The sequence below is a fragment of the Streptomyces sp. NPDC088725 genome, assembly GCF_044751305.1.
Lineage (GTDB): Bacteria > Actinomycetota > Actinomycetes > Streptomycetales > Streptomycetaceae > Streptomyces.
In genome coordinates this window covers 1-21,603 of the sequence record NZ_JBIVLO010000010.1, presented here as the reverse complement: position 1 = coordinate 21,603, position 21,603 = coordinate 1, and the positions used below count along the sequence as shown (strand labels likewise).

Sequence of the window (21,603 nt, the reverse complement as noted above, 5' to 3'; positions counted from 1 at the left end):
GGGGCCGGGTGACGGACCGGGGCGGTCAACTTCCCATCGCCCGGTCTAGATTGATCGCCGAGCTGATGAGGGCGAGGTGAGTGAAGGCCTGCGGAAAGTTGCCCAGGTGCTCGCCGGTCAGGCTGATCTGTTCCGCGTACAGGCCGACGTGGTTGGCGTAGGTGAACATCTTCTCCAGCGCCAGCCGCGCCTGTTCGACCCTGCCGCTGCGCGCGAGCGCCTCCACCCACCAGAACGAGCAGATGGAGAACGTGCCCTCGGTTCCGTCCAGTCCGTCCGGGGCCTGCTCCGGGTCGTAGCGGAACACCAGGCTGTCCACCACGAGCCGGTCGGCGATGGCGTCGATGGTGGACAGGAACCGGGGGTCGGACGGCGAGACGAACTTGACCATGGGCATCAGCAGCAGGGACGCGTCCAGGATGACCTCGGGTGGCCGGTCGTCATCGGTGGAGAGTCGCTGTACGAAGGTCCGGGCCTCTTCGTTCCAGCCACGCGACATGATCTGGTGATAGATCTTGTCACGGGCGGCGGTCCAGCGGCCGATGTCGGCGGGCAGGCCCCGCTGCCGCGCCATTCTGATCATCCGCTCGACCGCGACCCAGCACATCAGCCGTGAGTACGTGTGGTGCTGCTGACCGGCGCGGGTCTCCCAGATACTTTCGTCGGTGCTGTCCCAGTGCAGCAGCAGCCATTCGAGGACTTCGCACAGATCGGTCCAGCTCTCGTGCGAGATACCCGCGCCATGTTTGTTGAACAGGTAGACGGAGTCGATCAGTTCACCGTATGTGTCCAACTGGCGCTGACCACTGGCGTCGTTGCCGGTACGGACCGGGTACGAGCCGCGGTAGCCCTCCAGATGCCCGAGAACCTCCTCGGGCAGGTGCTCATGGCCGTCGATGGAGTACACGACCCGCAGCGGCCCGGCTTCGCCGTCGGTGGCCTCGCTCAGCCGCTCCGCGAGCCAGCCGATGAACGCCTCGGCCTCGTCCGTGAAACCGAGGCGCAGCAGTGCGTACAGCGAGAATGCGGCGTCCCTGACCCACACGTACCGGTAGTCCCAGTTGCGCCCGCCACCGAGCTGTTCGGGCAGCCCGCACGTCGGTGCGGCGACGAGCGCGCCGGTGGGTTCGTGGGTCAGCAGTTTGAGGGTCAGCGCTGATCGGTGCACCATCTCGCGCCAACGGCCGGTGTACGTGGACTGCTTCAGCCAGCGGCGCCAGAACGCGACTGTGGCCTCGAAGAGTTCGTCGGCGGCGGCCGCGTCGACCCGTTCGGCGGTGCCCGTGGTGGTCGTCTCCGTGGCGGGCGTCTGTGTGCCGGGCGTGTCCGTGCCGGGTGTGTCCGTGCCGCTCGCGGGGTGCCGCGCCTCCGTCTCCAGGACGAAGAGCGCCGAGTCGCCCTCGTCCAGCTCGAACTCCGCGTGGGCGTCGGTGTCGTCGAGTTCCAGCGGGACGGTGGCCCGCACGGTGAGGGCGAGCGATTCGCTGGTGAACCGTACGCCTTCCGCCATCTGGTCCAGACGGTGCGGGTCAGCGCCGTAGTTCATTCTCGGCGCGACGCGTACGGACATGTCCATACGGCCGCGCACGTTGACCACCCGCCGTACCAGGCGCTGTTGGTGGTGCGGGTCGCGTTCCCGCCGGATCGGCATGAAGTCCTGGATCTCCACGATGCCGTCGTCGGTGTGCATACGGGTGATCAGGATGTTCGTGTCGGGGAAGTAGAACTGGTGGCGCTTGACGGTCCTGCACACCGGAACGATCTCCCAGTAGCCTCCGCGCCGGGCGTCGATCAGCGAGCCGAACACACTGGGAGAGTCGAAGCGCGGGACACAGAACCAGTCGATCCGGCCGTCGGTCCCCACCAGTGCCGAGGTACGCAGGTCGCCGATCAGTCCGTGTTCGGCGATCGGGAGATATCCCGCGCTGTCCCGTTCGTCCCCGGGGGGCGGCTCGCTCCGCGGCTCGCACCCGGGCAGCGCTTCGCCCGAGGCCCGGGCCTCGTTCCCCGGCCTGGGCTCCTTCTCCGGCGGCACCTGATCGTCGGCGTTCATCCCACCGAGTCTCGCTCACCGCGCCCGGTCCCGCACGGGACGTACGGCCGGCCGGGCAACAGCCGGGGCGGCGGCCCGTTGCCCTTTCGTGGCATGAGATGCCGCACGAGCGGTCAGACGTTCTGGTGCAGCCCATCAGGACCGTGGACGTCCGGAGCCATGGTCGCGAGAGGAGCAGATCATGCGCCGCACCAAGACCGTCGCCGTCACCGGAGCCGCTGTGCTGAGCGCCGCGCTGTGCGCGGGCGGAGCCGTGGCCGCGGAGACGGGCGCGTCCGCGTCCGCCACCCCGCGCTGCGACACCTCGGACCTGAGTGTGTCGCTGTCCGACGGAGGCCAGGCGGGCAGCCAGAGCGGGATGAGCCACGCGGGGCAGTTCCTGCGGTTCCGGAACACCGGGAGTGGCACCTGCGCCCTCTACGGGTACCCGGGGCTCGGCCTGGAGGATGCCGCCCACAAGCCGCTGAAGACAACGGCAGCATGGGGCAACACCTACTTCACACCGAATTCCGGAAAACACACCGTCACACTGAAGTCCGGCCAGAGCGCCTGGGCCGACCTGGCGTGGACCCAGACCGGCGCCGACGACGCGGCGAAGTCCCAGTACCTCGAAGTGACCCCACCGGGCGCCACGACCCACCGCACCCTCGCCTTCGAGCGGGTGGTCGACGGCGGCACACTCCAGGTAACGGCCCTGTCGTCCACCGTCCCGCACATAGGCTGACGAACGACGACCCCCGGCACTCCCCGCCTCGGACCCCGCCGTGAATCGTCCCGCGCCGGCCGGAGCGCGGGCGCGGGAGATCACGCGACCGGGTCGCTGGCCAGTTCCTGGGGAACCGCCGCGCGCAGCGCGGTGACGGCGGCTTCGACGGCGGGGTGGCGCCTCGCTCCCTGCCGGTAGGCCGCCATGGTGCGCCGCCGGATGGGGAGAGGTGTCAGGGTCACGGTGGGTGGTGTGTCCGCGGTCCCCAGGTGGGGCACGACAGCCACCCCCTGACCGGCTGCCACCAGAGTGAGCATGGTGGCGAACTCATCGACGTGGTGGCGGATATGAGGCGTGAAGCCCGCGGCCTGGCATGCCCTGACGGTCATCGTGTGGCAGAGCGTTCCCGGGGTCGCGGTGATCCACGGCTCGTTCTTCCAGTATGCGAGCGACGAGATGTCGGTGGGTGGTGTTTTCCCGGAGGAGAGTGATGCCAGATACAGGGCTTCTACGCACAAAGGCTCGGTTGCCAGCCCGGCCTCGTCGGGAGCGGGCACGAAGTCGTACGCGTGCAGGAGCGCGATGTCCAAGTCGCCCGCCCGAAGGGCGTGGGCGACTTCGGCCGGGTCGATCTCCGAGATCATTGCTTCCAGAGCCGGGTGCCTGTCGCCGAGCGCGGTGAGCATGGCGGGCAGCAGCGCTCTGATGGCCGTCGGGAAGGCTCCGATGCGGACGGACCCCGCCAACCCGGAGCGTACGTCGGCCAGTTCGGCCGCTGCTTGTTCCAGCCGCTCCAGCACGGCTTCGGCGTGGCCAACCAGCCGGTGGCCCGCAGGAGTGAGTACGACGCCTCGGCCGGTACGTTGCAGCAGGGGTGTACCCGCCTCACGCTCAAGGACGTTGAGTTGCTGAGAGACGGCGGACGCGGTGAACGAGAACGCATGGGCGACCGCGGCGATGGTGCCCCGGTGGGACAGTTCCCGCAACAGCCTCAGGCGTCGGACATCGAGCATCAGCTGAGCTTACTCTTCACGTCAGAAAAGCGAACTGGACCTGAATGGTGGGCCCGGGCAGTCTTCTGCCCATGACAGAGCAGACTTTTCCGCAGGGCATTCACGTTCCTCTGGTCACCCCGTTCACGGCCGGCGGTCTCGTAGCCCGGGAAGCCCTTGAAGGGCTCGCTCACACCCTCCTGGACGCGGGGGCCGCCGGGCTTGTGGCGCTCGGGACGACCGCTGAGGCCGGCGCCCTGGACGCCGAGGAGAAGCGCGTGGTGGTGGAGACCTGCGTGCGCGTCTGCCAGGAGCGTGACGTGCCCCTGACCGTCGGGGCGGGGTCGAACGACACGCGGAGCAGTGAGGCCGCTCTCGCCGCTCTCGCGCGATGGCCGGCAGTGACGGCCGCGCTGGTCACCGTGCCCGCCTTCACGCGCCCGTCGGAGGAGGGCGTGATCGCGCACTTCGCCCGGTTGACGGCGGTCAGCCCTGTCCCCCTGATCGTGTATCACATTCCCTACCGCACATCACTGCCCCTGAGCGTGGCCACGCTCCGCACGCTGGGAAGCATGCCGGACATCGTGGGCATCAAGTACGCCGGCGGCGGGATCAGCCAGGAGACGGTGGAACTTCTCGGCGATCTTCCGCCAGGCCTCTCCATGTTGGCGGGTGACGACCTGTTCGTCTCCCCCTTGTTGGCGATGGGCGCCGCGGGCGGCATCCTGGCCTCGGCCCACCTCGCGACACGCCGGTTCGCCGAACTCGCGGACGCCTGGCGAACCGGCGACACCCGCCGGGCGCGTTCCCTGGGTCATACGCTGGCCCGGCTGTCTGCTGTTCTGTTCCGCGAGCCCAACCCCGCCGTCGTCAAGGCGGTCCTCCATACCCGGGGCCTGATTCCCACTCCCGACGTGCGTCTGCCGCTGTTGCCCGCCGGCAGGGCAACCGTGGCGGAGTCGCTGCAACGGCTCGGCGAAGTCGAAGGGTGAGAGGCCCGCGAGCGAAGGCGCGGGCCTGATCGGGTCAGTACGGCCGGGCCCTGGCGGCGAACGCGGCCTTCAGGTCCCGCGCCCTGGACCGGGGAAAGGAAATGGTGCGCGGATCGCCGTCCGAGGTGTACCGGCCGCCGGAGGACGCGAGCTTGTCGAGCCAGACGGTGGAGCCGAACGCGGCGTCCTGGTCGTGGGCCCCTGCCGAGCGGATCCGCGGGATCGCTCCCGCGTCGAAGGCCGCGGCGAACGGTGACGGTGCCGGGTTGGCGCCGACGAGATACACACCGAGGTGGTGGTAGCCGGGGCCCCGTACCGCCAGCTCCGCGGGCCGCGGCATCGAGCCGTACGGCAGGGCGAGCGAGCGGACCCGGGTGCCGGGCACGGCGCGGTTGATGTTGCGCTGCTCGCCGGAGATGGCTTTCCCGACGGCGGCCGGGTCCATCGTGCGGAGGTCGCCGTGGCGCAGGGTGTGATTGCCGATCTCGAAACCGTGCCGGTCCAGCCAGACGAGCGCCTTGGCGGAGCCGGTTCCGGTGAAGGCTTCCTCGTTGACGAAGAAGGTCGCCGTGGCGTGGAACCCGGGGTGGCGCCGTTCGGTCGCGAGCAGGATACCGACCGCGCTGTCGGGCGCCGGGACGCCGTTCGCGCCGAGCCTGACCTGGCTGTTGGTGGAGTCGTCGAAGGTGAGGACCACGGGGTGGCTGCCGGCGGGGATGTCGAGGTCACCGGTGCTGAAGTCGCCCGCGGTGACCGGGACGTAGTCCTCCTTGGCCAGCCGTTCCAGCTCGGCCGCGAAATCCGCCGGGGTGCGGTCGTAGACGCCGGCGGGCCGGGCCGTGAGCTGGTGGTACATCAGTACCGGCACAAGTCCCAGCTCGTCGGCCTTCACCGTCGCGGGGTCTGCGCGCACGGTGGCGGGCGAGGCGGCGGCCGGCTCGCGCGCGGTGCCGGTACGGCCGGGTGGGGCCGGGGAGGAGCAGCCGGACACGGCCAGCGCGGTGGAGAGGGCCAGGAACAGCGAGACAGCGGAGCGGCGCACGGGTCCTCCTGAAGGGGAGCGGTCGCACCACATCTACCGCCGCCGTCGCGATCCTTATCAGGTCTCCGGCTGAACGGGCCAACGCGACGCGCCGCGTGGTGTGAGCCAAAAGCGTGAGCCATTCGCATGACTTACCAGCTGTTTCCGACACATCGGCGTGTCGTATGTCAATCAATAGGGTGATTACTCGATTCGGGCGCAAAGGAATCCGTATGCCGACACCGTGGTCACCCCTCGCCCAGTCCACCCGCCGACGGAGAGCGGCGGCCCGTCCGCGCCGCGGGCGCGCGCTGCTGACCGTCGCCGTGACGGTCGCCTGCGCCGGCGCGGGCGCGTTCACCTGGACGGCGTTCTCCTCGGGCTCGCCCGTGCACGGACTGTCCGACGGCGCCGTCCTCGGCGCGAGCGCCGTCGACAGGCTGAATCTCTACCTTGACGGCGCGGGCGCGGACCACGCCGGGAAGATACGGGTCACCCTCGACGGGACCCCGGTCGCCACCCGCGCGGACGGCGCCCGGCTGCGGCTGGCCATGCCCGCACTGGCGGACGGCCCGCACGAGATGGTCGTCCTGGGCCACGGCTCGCTGCCCTTCGTCCCTGCCAAGCGGCGGCTCGCGTTCCGCGTCGACTCCACGCCACCGGCGCTCCGGCTGGAGCCCGCCAGGGCCGCGACCCTGCGGTCGCCGGTCACGGTCACGGGAACCGCCAAGGGCGCCGCCGAGATCACGGTCGACGGGCGGAAGGTGGGGACCGATCACGCCGGTGTGTTCACCGCGACCGTCACGCGTCCCGCGGCCGTCGTCAAGGTCTCCGCCACCGACCTGGCGGGGAACACGGTCACGAAGGAAGCACGGGCCCAGGTGACGCATCCGCCCATGCGGGCGGCGCACATCACCTCCATCGGCTGGGCGGACGCCACGTTGCGCGGCCGTATCCTCGCGCTGGTCAAGAGCGGCAGGCTCAACGCCGTACAGCTCGACATCAAGGACGAGGACGGCGAGGTCGGGTACGCCTCGCGGGTGCCGAGGGCCAGGAGCATCGGCGCGGCCAAGGGGTACTACGACGCGCGCGAGGCCATCGCCGACATCCACGCGGCGGGCGCACAGGTGGTCGGACGGATCGTCGCCTTCCGCGACCCACTGCTCGCCGGGGCGTCCTGGAAGGCCGGGCGTCACGACGAGGTCGTGCAGACACCGGCCGGACTGCCGTACGGAGGCAGCGATTACGGCGCCATGGCCTTCACCAACTTCGCCAGCCCCGCCGTCCGGCAGTACAACGAGGACCTGGCCACCGAAGCCGCGAAGCTCGGCTTCGACGACATCCTGTACGACTACGTACGCCGCCCGGACGGCCCGCTCAGCCGGATGAGGTTTCCCGGTCTCGGCGCTCTCTCACCGGAACGGAGCATCGCGGGCTTCGTCGCCGACACCCGGGCCGCCGTACGGCCGCAGGGCGCGTTCCTCGGCGTTTCTGTCTTCGGTATCGCCGCCACGCGGCCCAAGGAGATCGGCCAGGACATCACCGCGCTGGCCAGGGCGAGCGACTACATCGCGCCCATGGTCTACCCGTCCCACTGGGGCCCCGGCGAGTACGACGTGTCCGACCCGGGATCGGCGCCCTACGCCATCGTGCGGCGGTCGCTCAAGGACTTCGCCGACAGGACCAGGGGCACCCGGTCGCAGATCATCCCGTGGCTCCAGGACTTCTCGATGGGTGTGCACTACGGCCCCGAGCAGGTGGCCGAGCAGATCAAGGCGGCCGCCGACAACAAGATGGACTCCTTCATCCTGTGGAACGCCGGAGCCAGTTACCAGGAGACCGCCCTCGCGGTCCTGCGGACTCACGAGGAGCTGAAGAAGCCGGAGCGACCGGCCGTTCCGTCAGTGAAGCTGTCGCACTGACGGAACGGCCGGCGCTCCGGAGGATGTTCACACCTGCGGTTCACACCGCCGAGGCATCACACCACCGGTTCACACCGACATTTCACACCGGCACACGTCGCACAGTCATGTCACGCCGTCACACCGTCAGGAGGCTCGGGCTCGCGGCCTTGTCGACCGGCAGGAAGGCGTCGGGGACCGGGTACTGGCCGAGGACGAAGTGCAGGATCGCCGCGTGCATCGCCTCGACGGGCGCGATGGTGGCGGCGGTGGCGATCCCGCCGGCGCTCTTCACGTTGTAGGTCGCGAAGAAATACGTCTGAGCCGCCTGGTCCTCCAGCTGCAGGGCCAGTTTGGCGACCGCCGCCACGCTGGTGGCCTTGCTCAGCTCCGAGGTGACCTGCTTCTGGTTGGACAGCGGCACGTTGGTGATGGCCGGCTTGCCGGCCCCGGTCAGTACCGCGTTCCACGCCTTCGCGTGATCCGCGTGCTGGGCCATCGCCTTGGTGACGAAGCTCGCCACCGCCGGCGGTACCTTGCCGAGCTTGCCTGCCTTGGCGGCAGCCAGCGTCGCCTTGTACGCGCCCACCGCCTGGTTCTCCAGCGCGACCGCCAGCGCGACGATCTTCAGGTCGCCGGTGTACGTGACCGAATCGGCCGCCGCACCGGGTGAGTCGAGTGCCGACGGCGTCGAGGAGGAACCCTTGTCGCTGGAACAGGCCGCCAGCAGGAACGCGGCTCCGACACCACCGGCGCCCAGCAGGAAGCGACGGCGTCCTGCATCGGTACGGCCGGGCTTCTCCCCCACCGCTTCCTCGGCCTTGATCCGCTCGGTGAGATCAGCCGCGCTGGCGTGCATCACGGGCAGTGTCTCGCGGTGCGCCTCCTCCATGTCCGCGGTGAGACGGACGAGTTGGCCCTCGCTGATCGGCAGCTCCCAGCCGCCCTGCGTCGTACTCACTTCACGGCCCCTTCGGAGATCGGCGACGCGTTGTTGGTCGGGTAGAAGGCGTCGGGGAAACCGACGGTCCCGACAGCCCCGGGCAGCTTGGCGACGTCCGTGGGGATCGCGATCAGGCTGTTGTCGCCCGAGGCGAGCAGCGACTGCACGGCCAGCAGTGTGGCACGGTGCTGCGCCTCCACCGGCGCGACGGACTCGAAGAGCCTGCGCAGCTGCGCGTCGCTGACCTGGCTGACGTTCTTGGTGTACGTCTGGGCCGCGAGGTCCTCCAGGGTGATGGCCAGTTTGACCACATCAGCCGGGGTCTTGATGGACGGCAGCGTCTGCTTGACCACGGCCGCGTACTTCGGGTCGGTGCCGGTCTGCGCCTTGCCGCCGCCCTGGGTCGCCGCCGCGTTGAACGCCTTGGCGTGCTGCTCGTGCTGCTGGGTGGTCTTGGTGATGAACTCGACGATCGTCTTGTTGCCGTTCTTGATGAACGGCAGTGCGGCGGCGGTCTGGTAGACGCTCACCGCGAGATTCTCGATCGAGGCCGCCGTCTGCAGCGCCATGATGTCGTTCTTCGTCGTCGCCGCCATCGCGCGGCCGGAGCCGAGGAGGGCCGCCACGCCGAACGCTCCGGTGAGCATCCCGCTCCGCTGCCACCAGCGCCCGGGCCGCTCGGCGGCCTCCGTGAAGTCCGTCAGCGCGCTCCCGGTGATCCTCATCGCGTCGCTGTGCAGGTCCTGCGACTGCTCGGTCAGTTCTTCGAGCAGTCGGGTGTCGATGCGCTCTGCGCCCATCACGCCCCATCTCTCTCGGCGCCCGCGCCGTCGCGGACCCTCTTACCGACACATTCGCGAGAGAGGGGGCGATGGATTGGCTTAATCCATGACATGTCCGGAGTATTCACCCCATTGGGTGCACTGTTGTCCCGCTGGCCAGTCGGTCATCCGGCCGTCAGTGGCTCCGCACTAATTCCCCGAACTGTCGCGGGACACGGAACCCCGCTGCGAGGAATTCGCCCGCCCGATGCGAGTTAATACATCGGGAACGCGCGCGAGTCCGCTCCTCCCCCTCGGCGGCCGGAGCAGCGGTGGTGAACCGGCATGGACGGCGGTGACGGACCCCTATGGATCTGAATACGGTGCGGGAGGTGTGCGACGCCCGCCGGTGCGGGCCCTGGCGGCCCGGTGACGCCTGGCTGGCCGGAGGCACGCACCTCTTCTCCGAGCCTCAGCCCGGGCTGCGCCGTCTGCTCGATCTGAGCCGGATGGGCTGGGAGCCGGTGCTGACCCTGCCTGACGGCTCGTGGGAGATCGCGGCGACCTGCACGATCACGCAGCTCTCACGGTTCGCCAGGAACAGTCGCGCGAAAGCCGCCCCGCTCTTCGAACAGTGCTGCCGGGCGTTCCTCGCCTCCTTCAAGGTGTGGAACATGGCGACCGTGGGCGGCAATCTCTGCAACGGTCTGCCCGCCGGCCCGATGATCTCGCTGACCTGCGCGCTCGACGGCGTCTGCCTCCTCCGGGCGCAGGACGGCTCCGAGCGCCGGGTCCCCGTCGTGGACTTCGTCACCGGCGCGGGCCGCACGGACCTGGCAGAAGGCGAGCTGCTGCGCTCCATCACCCTCCCGGCACCGGCGACGGCCTCGCTTACGGCGTTCCGCCAGGCCTCGCTGTACGCTCTGGGCCGCTCCGGAGCGCTGGTCACCGGCGTGCTCGACGCGCGGGACGGCTCGCTGGCCGTCACGGTCACCGCCGCCACCGTACGGCCGTTCCGCTGCCGGTTTCCGTGTCCTCCGGGGGCTAGGGAGCTGCGCGCCGCGATCGAGGGAGCCGTCCCGGACAACGCGTGGTTCGACGACATCCACGGACTCCCGCCCTGGCGCCGCCACATGACGCTGCGGCTGGCCGAGGAGATCCGTACCGAACTGACGCCCGGCGGGGTCGGTGCGCGGTGACCTTTCACATCAGTGTCAACGAGAAGCTCTTCGACACCGAGCCACGCCCGGGGCAGTGTCTGCGCACCTATCTGCGCGAGCGCGGCTGGTTCGGGGTGAAGAAGGGCTGCGACGCGGGTGATTGCGGCGCCTGCACCGTCCATGTGGACGGTGAGCCCGTGCACAGCTGCCTGTATCCGGCGGTGCGGGCCGGCGGCCGCAGAGTGACCACCGTCGAGGGGCTGGCGGCCGGCGACGGCGAACTCCACCCCGTACAGCGGCGGTTCCTCGACGCCCAGGGTTTCCAGTGCGGGTTCTGCACCGCCGGGTTCCTGATGACGGCATCCGCCCTGGACCAGGAGCAACTGGCCGATCTGCCGCGCGCGTTCAAGGGAAATCTGTGCCGTTGCACCGGCTACCGGGCGATCGAGGACGCCGTACGCGGGGTCAGGCACGCGCAGTCACCCGGCGCGGGGAAGGCCGTGGGCGGCAGTCTTCCCGCCCCCGCGGGACCGCAGATCGTCACCGGTACCGCCCGCTACACCTTCGACTTCGATGTCCCGGGCGTGCTCCACCTGAAGCTGCTGCGCTCCCCGCACGCGCACGCCCGTGTCGTCGCGATCGACACGACGGCCGCGCTGCGCGTACCGGGCGTCCATACGGTGCTCACACACCACGATGCCCCGAAGCGGCTCTATACGACGGCCTGCCAGGAGCACTCGGAGGGCAACCCGGACGACACCCGGCTGCTGGACGACACCGTGCGGTACGTGGGCCAGCGGGTCGCCGCGGTCGTCGCCGACAGCGAGGCCGCGGCCGAGGAGGGCTGCCGGCGGGTCGAGGTGGTGTACGAGGTCCTGCCCGCGGTCATCGACCCGGAGGAGGCCATGCGCCCCGGCGCGCCCGTCGTGCACGACAAGGACGCGACCACCGCCCGGATCGCGCGGCCGCGGAACAATATGGTGGCCGAGGTGCACGGTGAAGTCGGCGATGTGGAAGCCGGGTTCGCGGAAGCCGACGCGGTGTACGAGGAGACGTTCCGCACGCAGCGGGTACAGCACGCTCATCTGGAGACGCACGGCGCGGTCGCCTGGTTCGAGGACACGGACGAGGGCGGTGAGCGGCTGACCGTACGGTCCAGCACGCAGACGCCCTTCCTGACCCGCCGCGCGCTGTGCGCGCTCTTCGACCTGCCGGAGGACAAGGTGCGCGTGATCTCGGGCCGGGTCGGCGGTGGGTTCGGTGGCAAGCAGGAAATGCTGGTCGAGGACATCGTCGCGCTCGCCGCACTGCGCACGAAGCGCCCGGTGAAGCTGGAGTACACCCGAGCGGAGCAGTTCTACGGAGCCACCACACGCCACCCGTTCACCGTGCGGGTGAAGGCGGGTGCGCGGCGGGACGGCACGCTCACCGCGCTGGAGCTGCACGCGGTGTCCAACACCGGGGCGTACGGCAATCATGGGCCCGCCGTGATGTTCCACGCCTGCGGTGAGCCGCTGTCCGTCTACCACTGCCCGAACAAGAAGGCGGACGGCTACTGCGTCTACACCCATACCGTCCCGTCGGGCGCGTTCCGGGGATACGGTCTCGGCCAGGCCGTGTTCGCCGTCGAATCGGCGCTGGACGAACTGGCACGCCGGCTGGACCTCGACCCGCTGGTCCTGCGTGAGAGGAACGTCATCGGCCCCGGCGACCCCTTGATCGCGCCCGCCGGTGAGGAGGAGGACCTGAGGATCGGCAGCTACGGCCTACAACAGTGCCTCGACATCGTGCGGAAGGCACGGGCGGAGCCCGCTCAACCAGCTCCCCCCGGCTGGCTGGTGGGCGAGGGCTCCGCGCTGTCGATGAATGTGACCGGGCCGCCCGGCGGTCATGTCGCCGAGGCGTGCGCGACACTGCTGGCCGACGGCTCGTTCGATCTCGCGGTGGGGACCGCCGAGTTCGGCAACGGCACCACCACGGTACTCCAGCAGATCGCGGCCGGCGAACTGGCCACCACGGTCGGGCAGATCAGTGTGCGCCAGTCGGACACCGACGTCGTGGGGCACGACACGGGCGCGTTCGCCTCCACGGGCATCGTGGTCGCGGGGAAGGCGACACTGCGCGCCTCGCAGGCGCTGTCCGTGCGGATCCTGGAATTCGCCGCGCTCCATCTGGGGACCGTCGCCGACCGGTGCCGGCTGGTGGAGGGGGCCGTCGAGGCCCCTGGACGGTGCCTCCTGCTCGAGGAGTTGTACGCGGCGGCGCGATCGGCAGGGCAAACACTCTCCGCGGAAGGGCACTTCGGCGGTACTCCGCGCTCGGTGTGCTTCAACGCGCAGTGGTTTCGCGTCGCCGTCGATCCCGGCACGGGCGAGATCCGCGTCCTGCGCAGTGTGCACGCCGCCGACGCGGGCCGGGTGCTGAACCCGCTGCAGTGCCGGGGCCAGGTGGAGGGCGGGGTGGCCCAGGCGCTGGGGGCCACGCTCTTCGAGCACGTACGGCTGGATGACCGGGGCGAGGTCGGCACCGCTTCGTTCCGGCTCTACCGGCTGCCGGCCTTCGCCGATGTCCCGCGTACCGAGGTGTACTTCGCACAGACCTCGGACGAGATCGGCCCCCTTGGTGCCAAGTCCATGAGCGAGAGCCCGTTCAACCCGGTCTCCCCGGCCCTGGCGAACGCGCTGCGGGACGCCACGGGCATCCGTTTCACCCAACTCCCGCTCACCGCCGACCGCGTGTGGCTGGCCCTGGAGGCACGCGCCGGTCACCCGACCGCGTGATCGCTCCCGGACGGAGCGCCGGGCGGCTCCGCGCGCCGGGCGCGTCCCCGCCGTTCGAAGCGTAATCTGTGCGCGCGGCGTGGCGTACGCTCAACTCCCCCCAGGCGCGGTGCCGCAGGCAGGAAGTCCGGCGTTCTCAATTTCAGACACTCTTCCCTGTGGAGTCACGCATGACGGCGGGAATACCCAGAGCCCAGGTCGACACCAGCAAGGCCCATCCGGCCCGTGTCTACGACTGGCTCCTGGGCGGCAAGGACAACTACGAGGTCGACCGGCGGGTCGCGGAGAAGCTGCCGCCGGAGGCCCAGGGCAACGCGGCACGCAACCGGGCTTTCATGCACCGCGCATCGGCGTGGCTCGCGCGCAGCGGCGTGGAGCAGTTCCTCGACATCGGGACGGGCATCCCGACCGAGCCGAACCTGCACCAGATCGTCCAGGACATCACCCCCACGGCCCGGATCGTCTACACGGACAACGATCCCATCGTGCTGCGGCACGCGGAAGCGCTGCTGATCAGCAGCCCGCAGGGCGGGACGGACTACGTCCAGGCGGATGTGCGCCGCCCGGAGGAAATCCTTGAACACGCCCGCACCTTCCTGGACTTCACCAGGCCCATCGCCCTGTCCCTCATCGCGCTGATGCACTTCATCACCGATGACCAGGACCCGTACGGCATCACCCGCACGCTCGTGGACGCCCTGCCGTCGGGCAGTTACCTGACGCTCTCCCACGTCACCTTCGACGAGCACCCGCAGTTCACCCAGACCGTGACGTCCGCGTACAAGGAAGGCGCCATCCCGCTGCGGATGCGGACGCGCGCCGAGATCCTGCCGTTCTTCGACGGGCTCGATCTCGTCGATCCGGGACTGGTGACGGCCACGCACTGGTACCAGGAGGAGCCCGCGCCGAAGCAGGAGCTGAGCGGCTTCTACGTCGGGGTGGCCCGCGTCCGCTGAACGCCCTTGCCGACAAGGCCTGTCGGGGGGGCGGAGTCCGTTTCCTGGGCCGGGGCCGTTTCCGGGCCCGATCACCTCAGGCCGATACTTCTGACAGGCCGCACTCGGCGAACCCCCTATACGGCGAGCCGGACTTTGATGCGTTTGCCCACGGGCTCGCGGCGGACGTCGAAGCCCTCGCACAGCGCGAGGACGATCTCCAGGCCGTGCTGCCCGATCCGGCCGGGCTCGGCCGCACGCGCGAAAGGCAGAGTGGAGTCGGCGTCCCAGACGGTGATCTCCACGACGTCACCGAGGAATTCCACATCCAGCAGGCAAGGTCCAGGCGCGTATTTGCAGACGTTGGTCACCAGCTCACTCACCACGAGCTGGCCCGTCCCGATCATCCGCGACGAGACCGGCACACCGTGCGTGGACTGGAGGCTCTCCAGGAAGTCCGTGACAAAACGGCGCGCCTCCGCGATCATGCCCGGCCCGCCGTCGTAAGCGACACCGGCCGCCATTGAACGGCCGGAGGACGTGAGTCCGCTCCTGCTGTCCAGTGCCATCAGATCCACGACTACCACCTGTCCCCATGCCCGCACGACACCTCATGTTCCATGCGGGGGTCTCCCCCTTCTACCCCGGTTCCGCACCTCCAGTCCCACCAAACCCGGAGCCCTCCGCACCGCCCCGTGGCGGAGCGAGGACGCGGACTCCGAGCGGGTGAGCGCGGCGCAGTTCATGCCGATCGTCCCGGCCGGGATACCGGAGATCGCCCCGTACCAGTTCACGCAACGACCACGCGCCTCCAGGTACAACGGACCCGCGTAGGTGGTGAAGTCGCCGTTGTCGCTCGCCTGTCTCCCCGGTGGAGGTGACGGCGAGCTGAGCCACCAGAGGTACGGGCACCCCGGCATTGTTGCGTCTGGTCACCACGTAGTTGCTGCCCGTGACCGCACTGTACGTCGGGTAGACCGTTCCCAGCGTGCCGATCTCGGCCGAATTGACCACGCTGAAACCTGCGCCACAGGCCCCGTTGTACGGCGCGATCGTACCGAAGGGCGTGGCCTCGGCGGCCGGGACAACGCGCGTCGGTGTGGCCGTCGCGGGCAGCGCCGCCGGAACGGCCGTACGGGCGGAGACGGCCGTGCCGGTCGGGATCGCGGCACTCGCTCCCGACGCGAGAGTAAGCGTGGCGCCCACGAGCGTGACGGCGGTGGCGACGACGGCCCTGGCGGCTCGGCGGGCGTGAATCATGCGCTTGCCCGTTTCGGGTGTGCGAGAGGTGACGTCGGTCGAACGGCACATCAGGTTGGACCCACACCACCGCGAGGAAGTTGTACGGCTTCATGCCGTTGCAGAACCGGGACAACTGGGCTTCAAAACACGGCAGTTGAGACGCCCAGGTCGGCGCGAACAGTTCCGGCGGATCCCGGCCCGGTGTCCGGCACGACCGCCAGGACACTCCGCACGCCACCCGCGAGACGGCCCGGAAAGGACACCGTCAGGACAAGGGAGGCGTTGGACGGATCGTGAGGCCGTTGCATTACCCGACGATAGACAGCGACCCTCGTCCCGCTCGGCCTCTCCGACGCGTCAGGAGCAGGGAGTGCCGTCGCCTCGGCGGGTGACGCCGGGGCGGGTGTTCAGTGACCACAGGTGCGTGCACTGAGGGCACTGGAGGTGGAGGACCGGCCCGCTGTTGGAGATCAGATAGCGCCAGTGCTCGCCGCAGTTGCGGAGGTCGGCGCAGGTCTCGCAGTGGCGGGCGTCGTCGCAGACGGGGCAGGCCACCCAGGCGCGGCGCGAGGAGTCCGCCTGGGGATCAATGGGTACCCGCACGGCCCTGCCCCTTCGCCGGCAGGACACCGGCCGCCACCAGCATGTCGTAGGTGTGCTGCTGCTCTGCGTCCAGGCCCGAGTAGAGAAGGGCGTACGCCTCGTCCTCGCCCTGGAGGGCGGCGACCGGGTCCCAGTCGGGGCCGAGCGCGGCCATGACCTCGGTCCGTCGCCGGGCCTCCTCGACGGTCAGGTCGATCATGAAGGGGGTGAGGTCCGCTTCTTTGTCCTGGCTCATGGTGATACTTCCGGTCTGCGGTCGGTACCCATCCATCTGTACCAGGCACCCGCGGCCACAGGGAAGGGTGACCTAAGTCGCCTCTGGGCCGCCCGGCACGAGGCTCCACCCGGCCCGTCGCCGGGCATCCCCGGATCGGCCAGCAGAGGTGGGCCGTTGCCCGCGCCGCGACCGAACCGCGGACATCGGCCACCCGCAGCACTGTGACGTACCTCACGATTCGCGTCCGCAGGATGGACGGAGCCGCGGAAGCCGGCTCGAACAGCCCCCACCGCCGACCGCAGCACCCATGGGCGGCGAGCCGGGCCGTGTCGCGCAGCGGCCTCGTCCGCCCGGCGCGCGTACGAGCGCGGGTGCGCGCCGGACGACGCAGGGCGGACGAGTTTTCCGGAACGACGAGTCTCCTCGGACCACGAGTCCTCTGAAACCACTGACCAGCCCGGCCCACCCCGCTTCACCGGCCCGAAGGCGCTGCCTCGGACGGGCAAGGAAGCGGCAGGTCCGGGGGCCGCCCGGAGTTGACCGGGACGGTTACCCCTTCACCGCGCCGCCGAGCGCGAAGCCGCCGCCCAGGCGGCGCGAGATGAAGATGTACAGGATCAGCACCGGCGCCGAGTAGAGGATCGAGAAGGCGGCGAGCTGCCCGTAGACCACCGAACCGTAGTTGCCGAAGAAGCTGAAGATCGACACCGAGGCGGGCAGCTGGTCGGGCGAGAGCAGCAGCATGAAGGGGACGAAGAAGTTTCCCCAGAGGTGAATGAACGTGTAGATCATCACCACGGACAGCCCCGGCCCCATCAGCGGCAGCACGACCCGCGTCAGCGCCTGGAAGTTCGAGGCGCCGTCCATCCACGCCGCCTCCTCCAGGACCGTCGGCACACCGTCCATGAAGTTCTTCATCAGCCAGATGGAGAAAGGCAGTTGCGAAGCCGCGAGGAAGAGCGACGTGCCGTACATCGTGTCCACCAGGTTGACCTGGACGAACAGTCCGTACACCGGCACCATGATCGCCGTGATCGGCAGACAGGTCGAGAAGAGGATCGTCAGCAGGTACGGGCGGTTGAAGCGCGACTTGTAGCGGGAGAGCGGATACGCCGCCAGCGCCGCGCACACCACCGTCAGGATCGTCGCACTGCCGCACAGCAGAAGGCTGTTGAGCATCGGCGTGAAGGTGATGTCGTCCGTCAGGACGGCGCTGAAGTTGTCCGTCGTCAGTGACGAGGGGATGCGTACGCGCAGGTCCGCGTCGACGTCGACCGACGCGAGCACGAGCCAGATCAGCGGTATCGCGAAAGCCGCGGAGATGACGAGCAGGGCGAGATCCGCCGCGAGACGGCCCTGGGTCTGGCGCTTCATCAGACTTCCACCTTCATCAGCTTCAGGTAGACGACCGAGAAGAGCGCGCCGACGATCAGCAGCAGCAGGGCGACCGCGGTGCCGTAGCCCATCAGGCTCTTCAGGAACGCCTGGTCGTACATGAACACCGGCAGGGTCTCGCTGCGGTTGCCGGGGCCGCCGCGCGTCATCGCCCAGATCAGCCCGAAGACGGAGAGCGTCGAGAGGGTGTTCAGCATCAGGTTGGTGCCGATCGAGCGCCGGATCATCGGGAGCGTGACGTACCACGTCCGCCGGATTCCGTTCGCGCCGTCGACCTCCGCCGCCTCGGTGATCTCCTTCGGGATCTCGGAGAGCGCGGCCGAGTAGATCAGCATGGAGAAGGCGGTCCCGCGCCAGACGTTGGCGAAGGACACTGCCAGGATCGGCAGGGTGAACAGCCAGTTCTGGGACGGCAGATGCAGCCAGTCCAGGATGACGTTCAGCGATCCCTCTCGGCGGAAGAAGGCGTACAGCAGGAACGCCGCGACGACCTCCGGCAGCACCCAGGCGGCGATCACGAGCATGCCCGTGATCGTGCGGACCGGCCGGGACGCGGTCCGCATCAGCCCGGCCAGCCCGAGGCCCAGCGTGTTCTGCCCCAGGATGGACGAGATGATGGTGAAGACGAGGGTCAGCCAGACCGCGTTACGGAAGTTCTCGTCGGAGAAGGCCCTGCGGAAGTTCGCGAAGCCGACGAACTCCGAGGTCGAAGAACCGGTCAACTGGGTGTTCGTGAAAGCGATCCAGATGCAGTACACGATCGGCCCTGCCAGGAAAAGCAGCAGCAGCAAGGTGGCGGGGGCGAGCGGCACCCAGCGCCACAGGCGCCCCTGCTGGCGTCCGCCGGGGCCGCCGGACGTTCCGCCCGAAGGCTCCGGGACACCGGACTCGGCCGGCGCCGCCGTACTCAGCGCGCTCACTGTGCGCCTCCCGCGTTCTCGATGATGGTCCGGAGCTGACCGTCGTATTCCTTCGCGGCCTTGGCGGCGGAGACGTCACCCGTGGTCACGCTCTCCATCGCCTCGCTGATCGCCGTCGAGACCTGCGGATAGACGGGCAGCGCGGGCCGGTAGTGGGTGTTCTGGACGAGGTCGGTGAAGAACTTGACGCCCGGCCGTGAGTTCAGATAGCGGGGATCGGCCGCCACGTCCTTCCGTGAAGCGATCTGCGAGTCGGCGATCGCCCATGTGACAACGTTGTCAGGGGTTTCCAGTGCCTTAAGGAAATCCCAGGCCAAGTCCGAGTTCTTGGACCGTGCGGGCATGGCCCACGTCCAGCCGCCGGACATCGACACCTTGCCGGGAGCCTGGCCGTTCTGGGTCGGCATCGCCGCCTGCCCCAGTTCTTTCGACCACTCCGGCCATTCTCGCGGGCCGCCCTTCGCCCAGTTCTGCCCCAGCCACGAGCCGTCCAGGTCCATGGCCAGCTTCCCCTCGGGCAACCACTCCGTGGTCACACGGGTGTTGACGTTCGGGTCGAGGGCATCGGTGACATCCGGTCCGAGCTTCTCGCCGTAGACCGTCTGGACGAAGCCCAGCGCGTCCTTGAAGCCCTTACTGCCCGACACCCACTTCTTCGTGTCGGGGTTGTACAGCGGATCCTCGCCCGTGCCGTACAACAGCATCTCGAAGTCCTGCATCACCGACCGCTCGCCGGCGCCCTTGCCGGTGTAGATGTTGAGCGGGATCACTCCGGGCACCTTGCGCTTGATGGTACGGGCCGCGTCCAGCACGTCCGCCCAGGTGCGGGGCTGCCAGTCCTCCGGCAGGCCCGCTTTCGCGAAGATCGCCTTGTTGAACCACAGTCCGCGGGTGTCGGTGCCGCTCGGCACAGCGTAGGGCTTGCCGTCCTCGGCCGTGACCGCCGCCTTCGACGCGTCGATGAACTGGTCCCAGCCGTCCCAGGACTTCAGGTAGTCGTCCAGCGGACGCAAATACCCCGCCTCGATATCGGACTTGAGGCGGAAGGTGTCCTCGTAGACCAGGTCAGGAGCCGTCCTCGGCGAGCGCATCATCTGCTGCAGCTTGGTGGCGTAGTCCTCGTCCGACGCCTGGATCGGCAGGAGTTCGATCTTCTTGCCCGGGTGGGCTGTCTCAAACTGCTTCTTGACTGACCCCAAGAAGGCGTCTTTGAAACGGATTTTGTTGTCAGTGGAGCGGTTATAAGCAACCTTTACGGTGTTCGGATCACTGCCGGAGCCGCACGCCGTGAGGGAACCGGCGGCGAGAACGGCGACGAGCAAGAGTGGCATGGTGGTGCGCACGTGGGGAAATCCTCCTATGAGCAGCAGTGAGGGCTGCCCGGCAGACCGTAGGACTCGTTTGGACCAAGGTCAATCCCCTTGCGCCTCAATCTGCTTGATCAGTGCTGCCCCGCTTCCGGCGCTCCATGCGTGGTCAGCGCCATGATCGCAATCCAGGGGACCGGAGAAGACGGGCGTGTGCGGGCCTCCGTGGGCCGTCGCGCAGGGCGCCGTCCAGCACCGAAATGCCCTCGCCGGGCGAGTCCGCAGCGGGTGTTTTTTTACGAGGACATTACGAGACTGCCCGACGATGTCAAGTGGCTTCATCCGTAGGCCGGATGGGAAGTGGGCTCGGCGACACTTTGTAGGAACGAGACAACGGCGCGAGGTCTCACACGGAAACCCGGGACGGCGCCGAAACGCCTCCATCCAGCCATCATATGATGGGGCGTCAGGTGCAAGCCTCCCCGGAGTCCTGCCGGAATCGAACCGCCGCCCTGCCCGTACGGGCAGGACCCCTCGTCTCGCCCCGGTCACTGCCGCCGAACGTCTCGGCGCCTCGCACACGAGGCCTGGAACCAGCCGCAGCGCGGGCCGCGCCACCGGTGTGCTCGGCATCCGGAAGCGCTACGGTTTTGTCCTCGCCGCGTGGGCGGGGAGGTCGGACGCACGGTCGGGCGCTCCCGCGAGGTGGTCGGACACACGGTCGGGCACCCCGGAGAACGAGAGCCCTGTGATTCCCCTTGACGCGGGGTGACCCGCCCAAAGACATTCACGCTCCCGCCGCGCGCCCTTGATCGTTTCCGGCGATTGCTGGTTCCCTCTCCCCGCCACCCCCCTGACCTGCAATGTTCTTGTCAGAATGAGACAAGCAATGCCGCTTCGCGGCGTTCAGTGCGGCTTGACCGAACCCATGGTCCTGGTGACGGCGATCTCGATCACGACGCGCTTGGGATTGACACGCGGCCGGCGGTAGCGGCGGGCGTAGCGTTCGACGGCATCGGCAATGGCGTCCGGGTCGTCGTTGACGCTCGCCGTCCCCTCCAGGGTCGACCAGCGCGCTCCGTCGGCTTGGCTCACCGCGGCGACGGCGCCGGGGCCGCCGGCCACGATGTTGCGTGCCTTCTTACTGGTGCTGCTGGTGATGACGCGCGCGATGCCGGTCTCACTGTCGTACGTCACACCGACGGGCACAAGATGGTGTGTGCCGTCCGGCCGTGTTGTGGAGAGGAAGCCGACGTGGCGTTCCTGCCAGAAGTCGAGGAACGCCGGGTCGGAACGCAGATGAGGTATCGCCATGGTGCTTCCTTCGGATGCTGGATGCCGGTCGCAGGTGCTGGACGCCGGTCACCACCATTGTCCTCGCATCGTGGCGATGCGCTGACTGCGTCCCGGCGTTTCTCGTCGGCGGGGGCGTCGGTGGTGGTCGGCGGTGCCGCCAGAATCCACCGCACAACACCGGTGAGGAGGGCACACCGGCCCCGCCCGTCGTGATTCACGACAACTGGACGGCCCACTCGCTCACCGCGGACCGCACTCCGTGGTGGGTTCGGTGAAGTCTCGATTGAACCGTTCCGGGTTCGGTAGAGAGCTCAGATGTTGGTTGTGACCTGGGGTTTCGTGGTTGCGCGGTAGTGGTTGTTCTCGTATTCGACGGGCG

At 69.0% G+C, this 21,603-nt stretch carries 19 protein-coding genes; 7 read left to right on the top strand and 12 right to left on the bottom strand.

Annotated features, from left to right (window positions below; translation table 11 throughout):
- Positions 1-25: 25 nt before the first annotated feature.
- Positions 26-2,053, bottom strand: a complete 2,028-nt coding sequence (locus tag ACIP6N_RS23505) for a glycoside hydrolase family 15 protein (protein WP_401818413.1) — start codon at positions 2,051-2,053, stop codon at positions 26-28.
- 181 nt (positions 2,054-2,234) lie between these two features.
- Here ACIP6N_RS23505 and ACIP6N_RS23500 point away from each other — a divergent pair, with 181 nt between their 5' ends.
- Positions 2,235-2,777 carry a DUF4232 domain-containing protein gene (locus ACIP6N_RS23500; RefSeq protein ID WP_401818411.1) on the top strand — a complete coding sequence of 181 codons (543 nt, stop codon included), beginning with the start codon at positions 2,235-2,237 and terminating at the stop codon, positions 2,775-2,777.
- 80 nt (positions 2,778-2,857) lie between these two features.
- Here ACIP6N_RS23500 and ACIP6N_RS23495 read toward each other — a convergent pair whose 3' ends face one another.
- Positions 2,858-3,772 (bottom strand): LysR substrate-binding domain-containing protein, encoded by a 915-nt coding sequence (locus tag ACIP6N_RS23495; protein WP_401818409.1) that lies wholly within the window; start codon positions 3,770-3,772, stop codon positions 2,858-2,860.
- 71 nt (positions 3,773-3,843) lie between these two features.
- Between ACIP6N_RS23495 and ACIP6N_RS23490 the strand changes: the two genes are divergently transcribed.
- Positions 3,844-4,743 carry a dihydrodipicolinate synthase family protein gene (locus tag ACIP6N_RS23490; protein ID WP_401818407.1) on the top strand — a complete coding sequence of 300 codons (900 nt, stop codon included), beginning with the start codon at positions 3,844-3,846 and terminating at the stop codon, positions 4,741-4,743.
- A gap of 34 nt (positions 4,744-4,777) precedes the next feature.
- On the opposite strand, the gene ACIP6N_RS23485 is transcribed toward ACIP6N_RS23490, so the two are convergent.
- Positions 4,778-5,785: a polysaccharide deacetylase family protein gene (locus ACIP6N_RS23485; RefSeq protein ID WP_401818405.1), complete on the bottom strand. Its 1,008-nt coding sequence runs from the start codon at positions 5,783-5,785 to the stop codon at positions 4,778-4,780.
- A gap of 212 nt (positions 5,786-5,997) precedes the next feature.
- On the opposite strand from ACIP6N_RS23485, the gene ACIP6N_RS23480 reads away from it, so the two are divergent.
- Positions 5,998-7,686, top strand: coding sequence for a putative glycoside hydrolase (locus ACIP6N_RS23480; RefSeq protein ID WP_401818403.1), 1,689 nt, complete (start codon positions 5,998-6,000; stop codon positions 7,684-7,686).
- 118 nt (positions 7,687-7,804) lie between these two features.
- Here ACIP6N_RS23480 and ACIP6N_RS23475 read toward each other — a convergent pair whose 3' ends face one another.
- Positions 7,805-8,626, bottom strand: coding sequence for a ferritin-like domain-containing protein (locus tag ACIP6N_RS23475; RefSeq protein WP_401818401.1), 822 nt, complete (start codon positions 8,624-8,626; stop codon positions 7,805-7,807).
- Positions 8,623-9,408: a ferritin-like domain-containing protein gene (locus tag ACIP6N_RS23470; protein WP_401818399.1), complete on the bottom strand. Its 786-nt coding sequence runs from the start codon at positions 9,406-9,408 to the stop codon at positions 8,623-8,625. The genes ACIP6N_RS23475 and ACIP6N_RS23470 overlap by 4 nt, the downstream gene beginning before the upstream one ends.
- A gap of 329 nt (positions 9,409-9,737) precedes the next feature.
- On the opposite strand from ACIP6N_RS23470, the gene ACIP6N_RS23465 reads away from it, so the two are divergent.
- From ACIP6N_RS23465 to ACIP6N_RS23455, 3 genes are all read left to right on the top strand, one after another.
- Positions 9,738-10,568, top strand: coding sequence for an FAD binding domain-containing protein (locus ACIP6N_RS23465; protein WP_401818397.1), 831 nt, complete (start codon positions 9,738-9,740; stop codon positions 10,566-10,568).
- A complete protein-coding gene (locus ACIP6N_RS23460; protein WP_401818396.1) occupies positions 10,565-13,309 on the top strand; it encodes a molybdopterin-dependent oxidoreductase in 2,745 nt (914 codons plus the stop codon). Before ACIP6N_RS23465 ends, ACIP6N_RS23460 begins: the two co-directional genes overlap by 4 nt.
- Positions 13,310-13,479: 170 nt before the next feature.
- Entirely contained in the window at positions 13,480-14,265 is a 786-nt protein-coding gene (locus ACIP6N_RS23455; RefSeq protein ID WP_401818394.1) for an SAM-dependent methyltransferase, read from the top strand.
- Between the two features lie 116 nt (positions 14,266-14,381).
- On the opposite strand, the gene ACIP6N_RS23450 is transcribed toward ACIP6N_RS23455, so the two are convergent.
- On the bottom strand, positions 14,382-14,813 hold the full coding sequence (locus ACIP6N_RS23450; protein ID WP_401818816.1) for an ATP-binding protein: 432 nt from the start codon (positions 14,811-14,813) through the stop codon (positions 14,382-14,384).
- A gap of 419 nt (positions 14,814-15,232) precedes the next feature.
- Between ACIP6N_RS23450 and ACIP6N_RS23445 the strand changes: the two genes are divergently transcribed.
- Entirely contained in the window at positions 15,233-15,499 is a 267-nt protein-coding gene (locus tag ACIP6N_RS23445; RefSeq protein ID WP_401818393.1) for a hypothetical protein, read from the top strand.
- 344 nt (positions 15,500-15,843) lie between these two features.
- Here the strand turns inward: ACIP6N_RS23445 and ACIP6N_RS23440 are convergent, their stop codons facing one another.
- The 6 genes from ACIP6N_RS23440 to ACIP6N_RS23415 all read right to left on the bottom strand — a co-directional run bounded on the left by ACIP6N_RS23440 (position 15,844) and on the right by ACIP6N_RS23415 (position 21,242).
- Positions 15,844-16,089: a hypothetical protein gene (locus tag ACIP6N_RS23440; protein WP_401818390.1), complete on the bottom strand. Its 246-nt coding sequence runs from the start codon at positions 16,087-16,089 to the stop codon at positions 15,844-15,846.
- A complete protein-coding gene (locus ACIP6N_RS23435; RefSeq protein ID WP_401818388.1) occupies positions 16,073-16,324 on the bottom strand; it encodes a DUF6400 family protein in 252 nt (83 codons plus the stop codon). Before ACIP6N_RS23435 ends, ACIP6N_RS23440 begins: the two co-directional genes overlap by 17 nt.
- Positions 16,325-16,855: 531 nt before the next feature.
- Positions 16,856-17,680 (bottom strand): carbohydrate ABC transporter permease, encoded by an 825-nt coding sequence (locus ACIP6N_RS23430; protein WP_401818387.1) that lies wholly within the window; start codon positions 17,678-17,680, stop codon positions 16,856-16,858.
- On the bottom strand, positions 17,680-18,612 hold the full coding sequence (locus ACIP6N_RS23425; RefSeq protein ID WP_401818814.1) for a carbohydrate ABC transporter permease: 933 nt from the start codon (positions 18,610-18,612) through the stop codon (positions 17,680-17,682). The genes ACIP6N_RS23430 and ACIP6N_RS23425 overlap by 1 nt, the downstream gene beginning before the upstream one ends.
- A 5-nt stretch (positions 18,613-18,617) precedes the next feature.
- Positions 18,618-19,952 (bottom strand): extracellular solute-binding protein, encoded by a 1,335-nt coding sequence (locus ACIP6N_RS23420; protein WP_401818812.1) that lies wholly within the window; start codon positions 19,950-19,952, stop codon positions 18,618-18,620.
- Positions 19,953-20,834: 882 nt separating this feature from the next.
- The gene (locus ACIP6N_RS23415; protein WP_401818385.1) at positions 20,835-21,242 is read right to left on the bottom strand and encodes a TIGR03618 family F420-dependent PPOX class oxidoreductase; all 408 of its coding nucleotides are present in this window, start codon (positions 21,240-21,242) and stop codon (positions 20,835-20,837) included.
- Positions 21,243-21,603: the final 361 nt, after the last annotated feature.

Bases quoted from the DNA above. Each gene is read 5' to 3' on its own strand.
- ACIP6N_RS23505 (WP_401818413.1), bottom strand. From the start codon at position 2,053: ATGAACGCCGACGATCAGGTGCCGCCGGAGAAGGAGCCCAGGCCGGGG.
- ACIP6N_RS23500 (WP_401818411.1), top strand. From the start codon at position 2,235: ATGCGCCGCACCAAGACCGTCGCCGTCACCGGAGCCGCTGTGCTGAGC.
- ACIP6N_RS23495 (WP_401818409.1), bottom strand. From the start codon at position 3,772: ATGCTCGATGTCCGACGCCTGAGGCTGTTGCGGGAACTGTCCCACCGG.
- ACIP6N_RS23490 (WP_401818407.1), top strand. From the start codon at position 3,844: ATGACAGAGCAGACTTTTCCGCAGGGCATTCACGTTCCTCTGGTCACC.
- ACIP6N_RS23480 (WP_401818403.1), top strand. From the start codon at position 5,998: ATGCCGACACCGTGGTCACCCCTCGCCCAGTCCACCCGCCGACGGAGA.
- ACIP6N_RS23470 (WP_401818399.1), bottom strand. From the start codon at position 9,408: ATGGGCGCAGAGCGCATCGACACCCGACTGCTCGAAGAACTGACCGAG.
- ACIP6N_RS23465 (WP_401818397.1), top strand. From the start codon at position 9,738: ATGGATCTGAATACGGTGCGGGAGGTGTGCGACGCCCGCCGGTGCGGG.
- ACIP6N_RS23455 (WP_401818394.1), top strand. From the start codon at position 13,480: ATGACGGCGGGAATACCCAGAGCCCAGGTCGACACCAGCAAGGCCCAT.
- ACIP6N_RS23450 (WP_401818816.1), bottom strand. From the start codon at position 14,813: ATGGCACTGGACAGCAGGAGCGGACTCACGTCCTCCGGCCGTTCAATG.
- ACIP6N_RS23435 (WP_401818388.1), bottom strand. From the start codon at position 16,324: ATGAGCCAGGACAAAGAAGCGGACCTCACCCCCTTCATGATCGACCTG.
- ACIP6N_RS23430 (WP_401818387.1), bottom strand. From the start codon at position 17,680: ATGAAGCGCCAGACCCAGGGCCGTCTCGCGGCGGATCTCGCCCTGCTC.
- ACIP6N_RS23420 (WP_401818812.1), bottom strand. From the start codon at position 19,952: ATGCCACTCTTGCTCGTCGCCGTTCTCGCCGCCGGTTCCCTCACGGCG.
- ACIP6N_RS23415 (WP_401818385.1), bottom strand. From the start codon at position 21,242: ATGGCGATACCTCATCTGCGTTCCGACCCGGCGTTCCTCGACTTCTGG.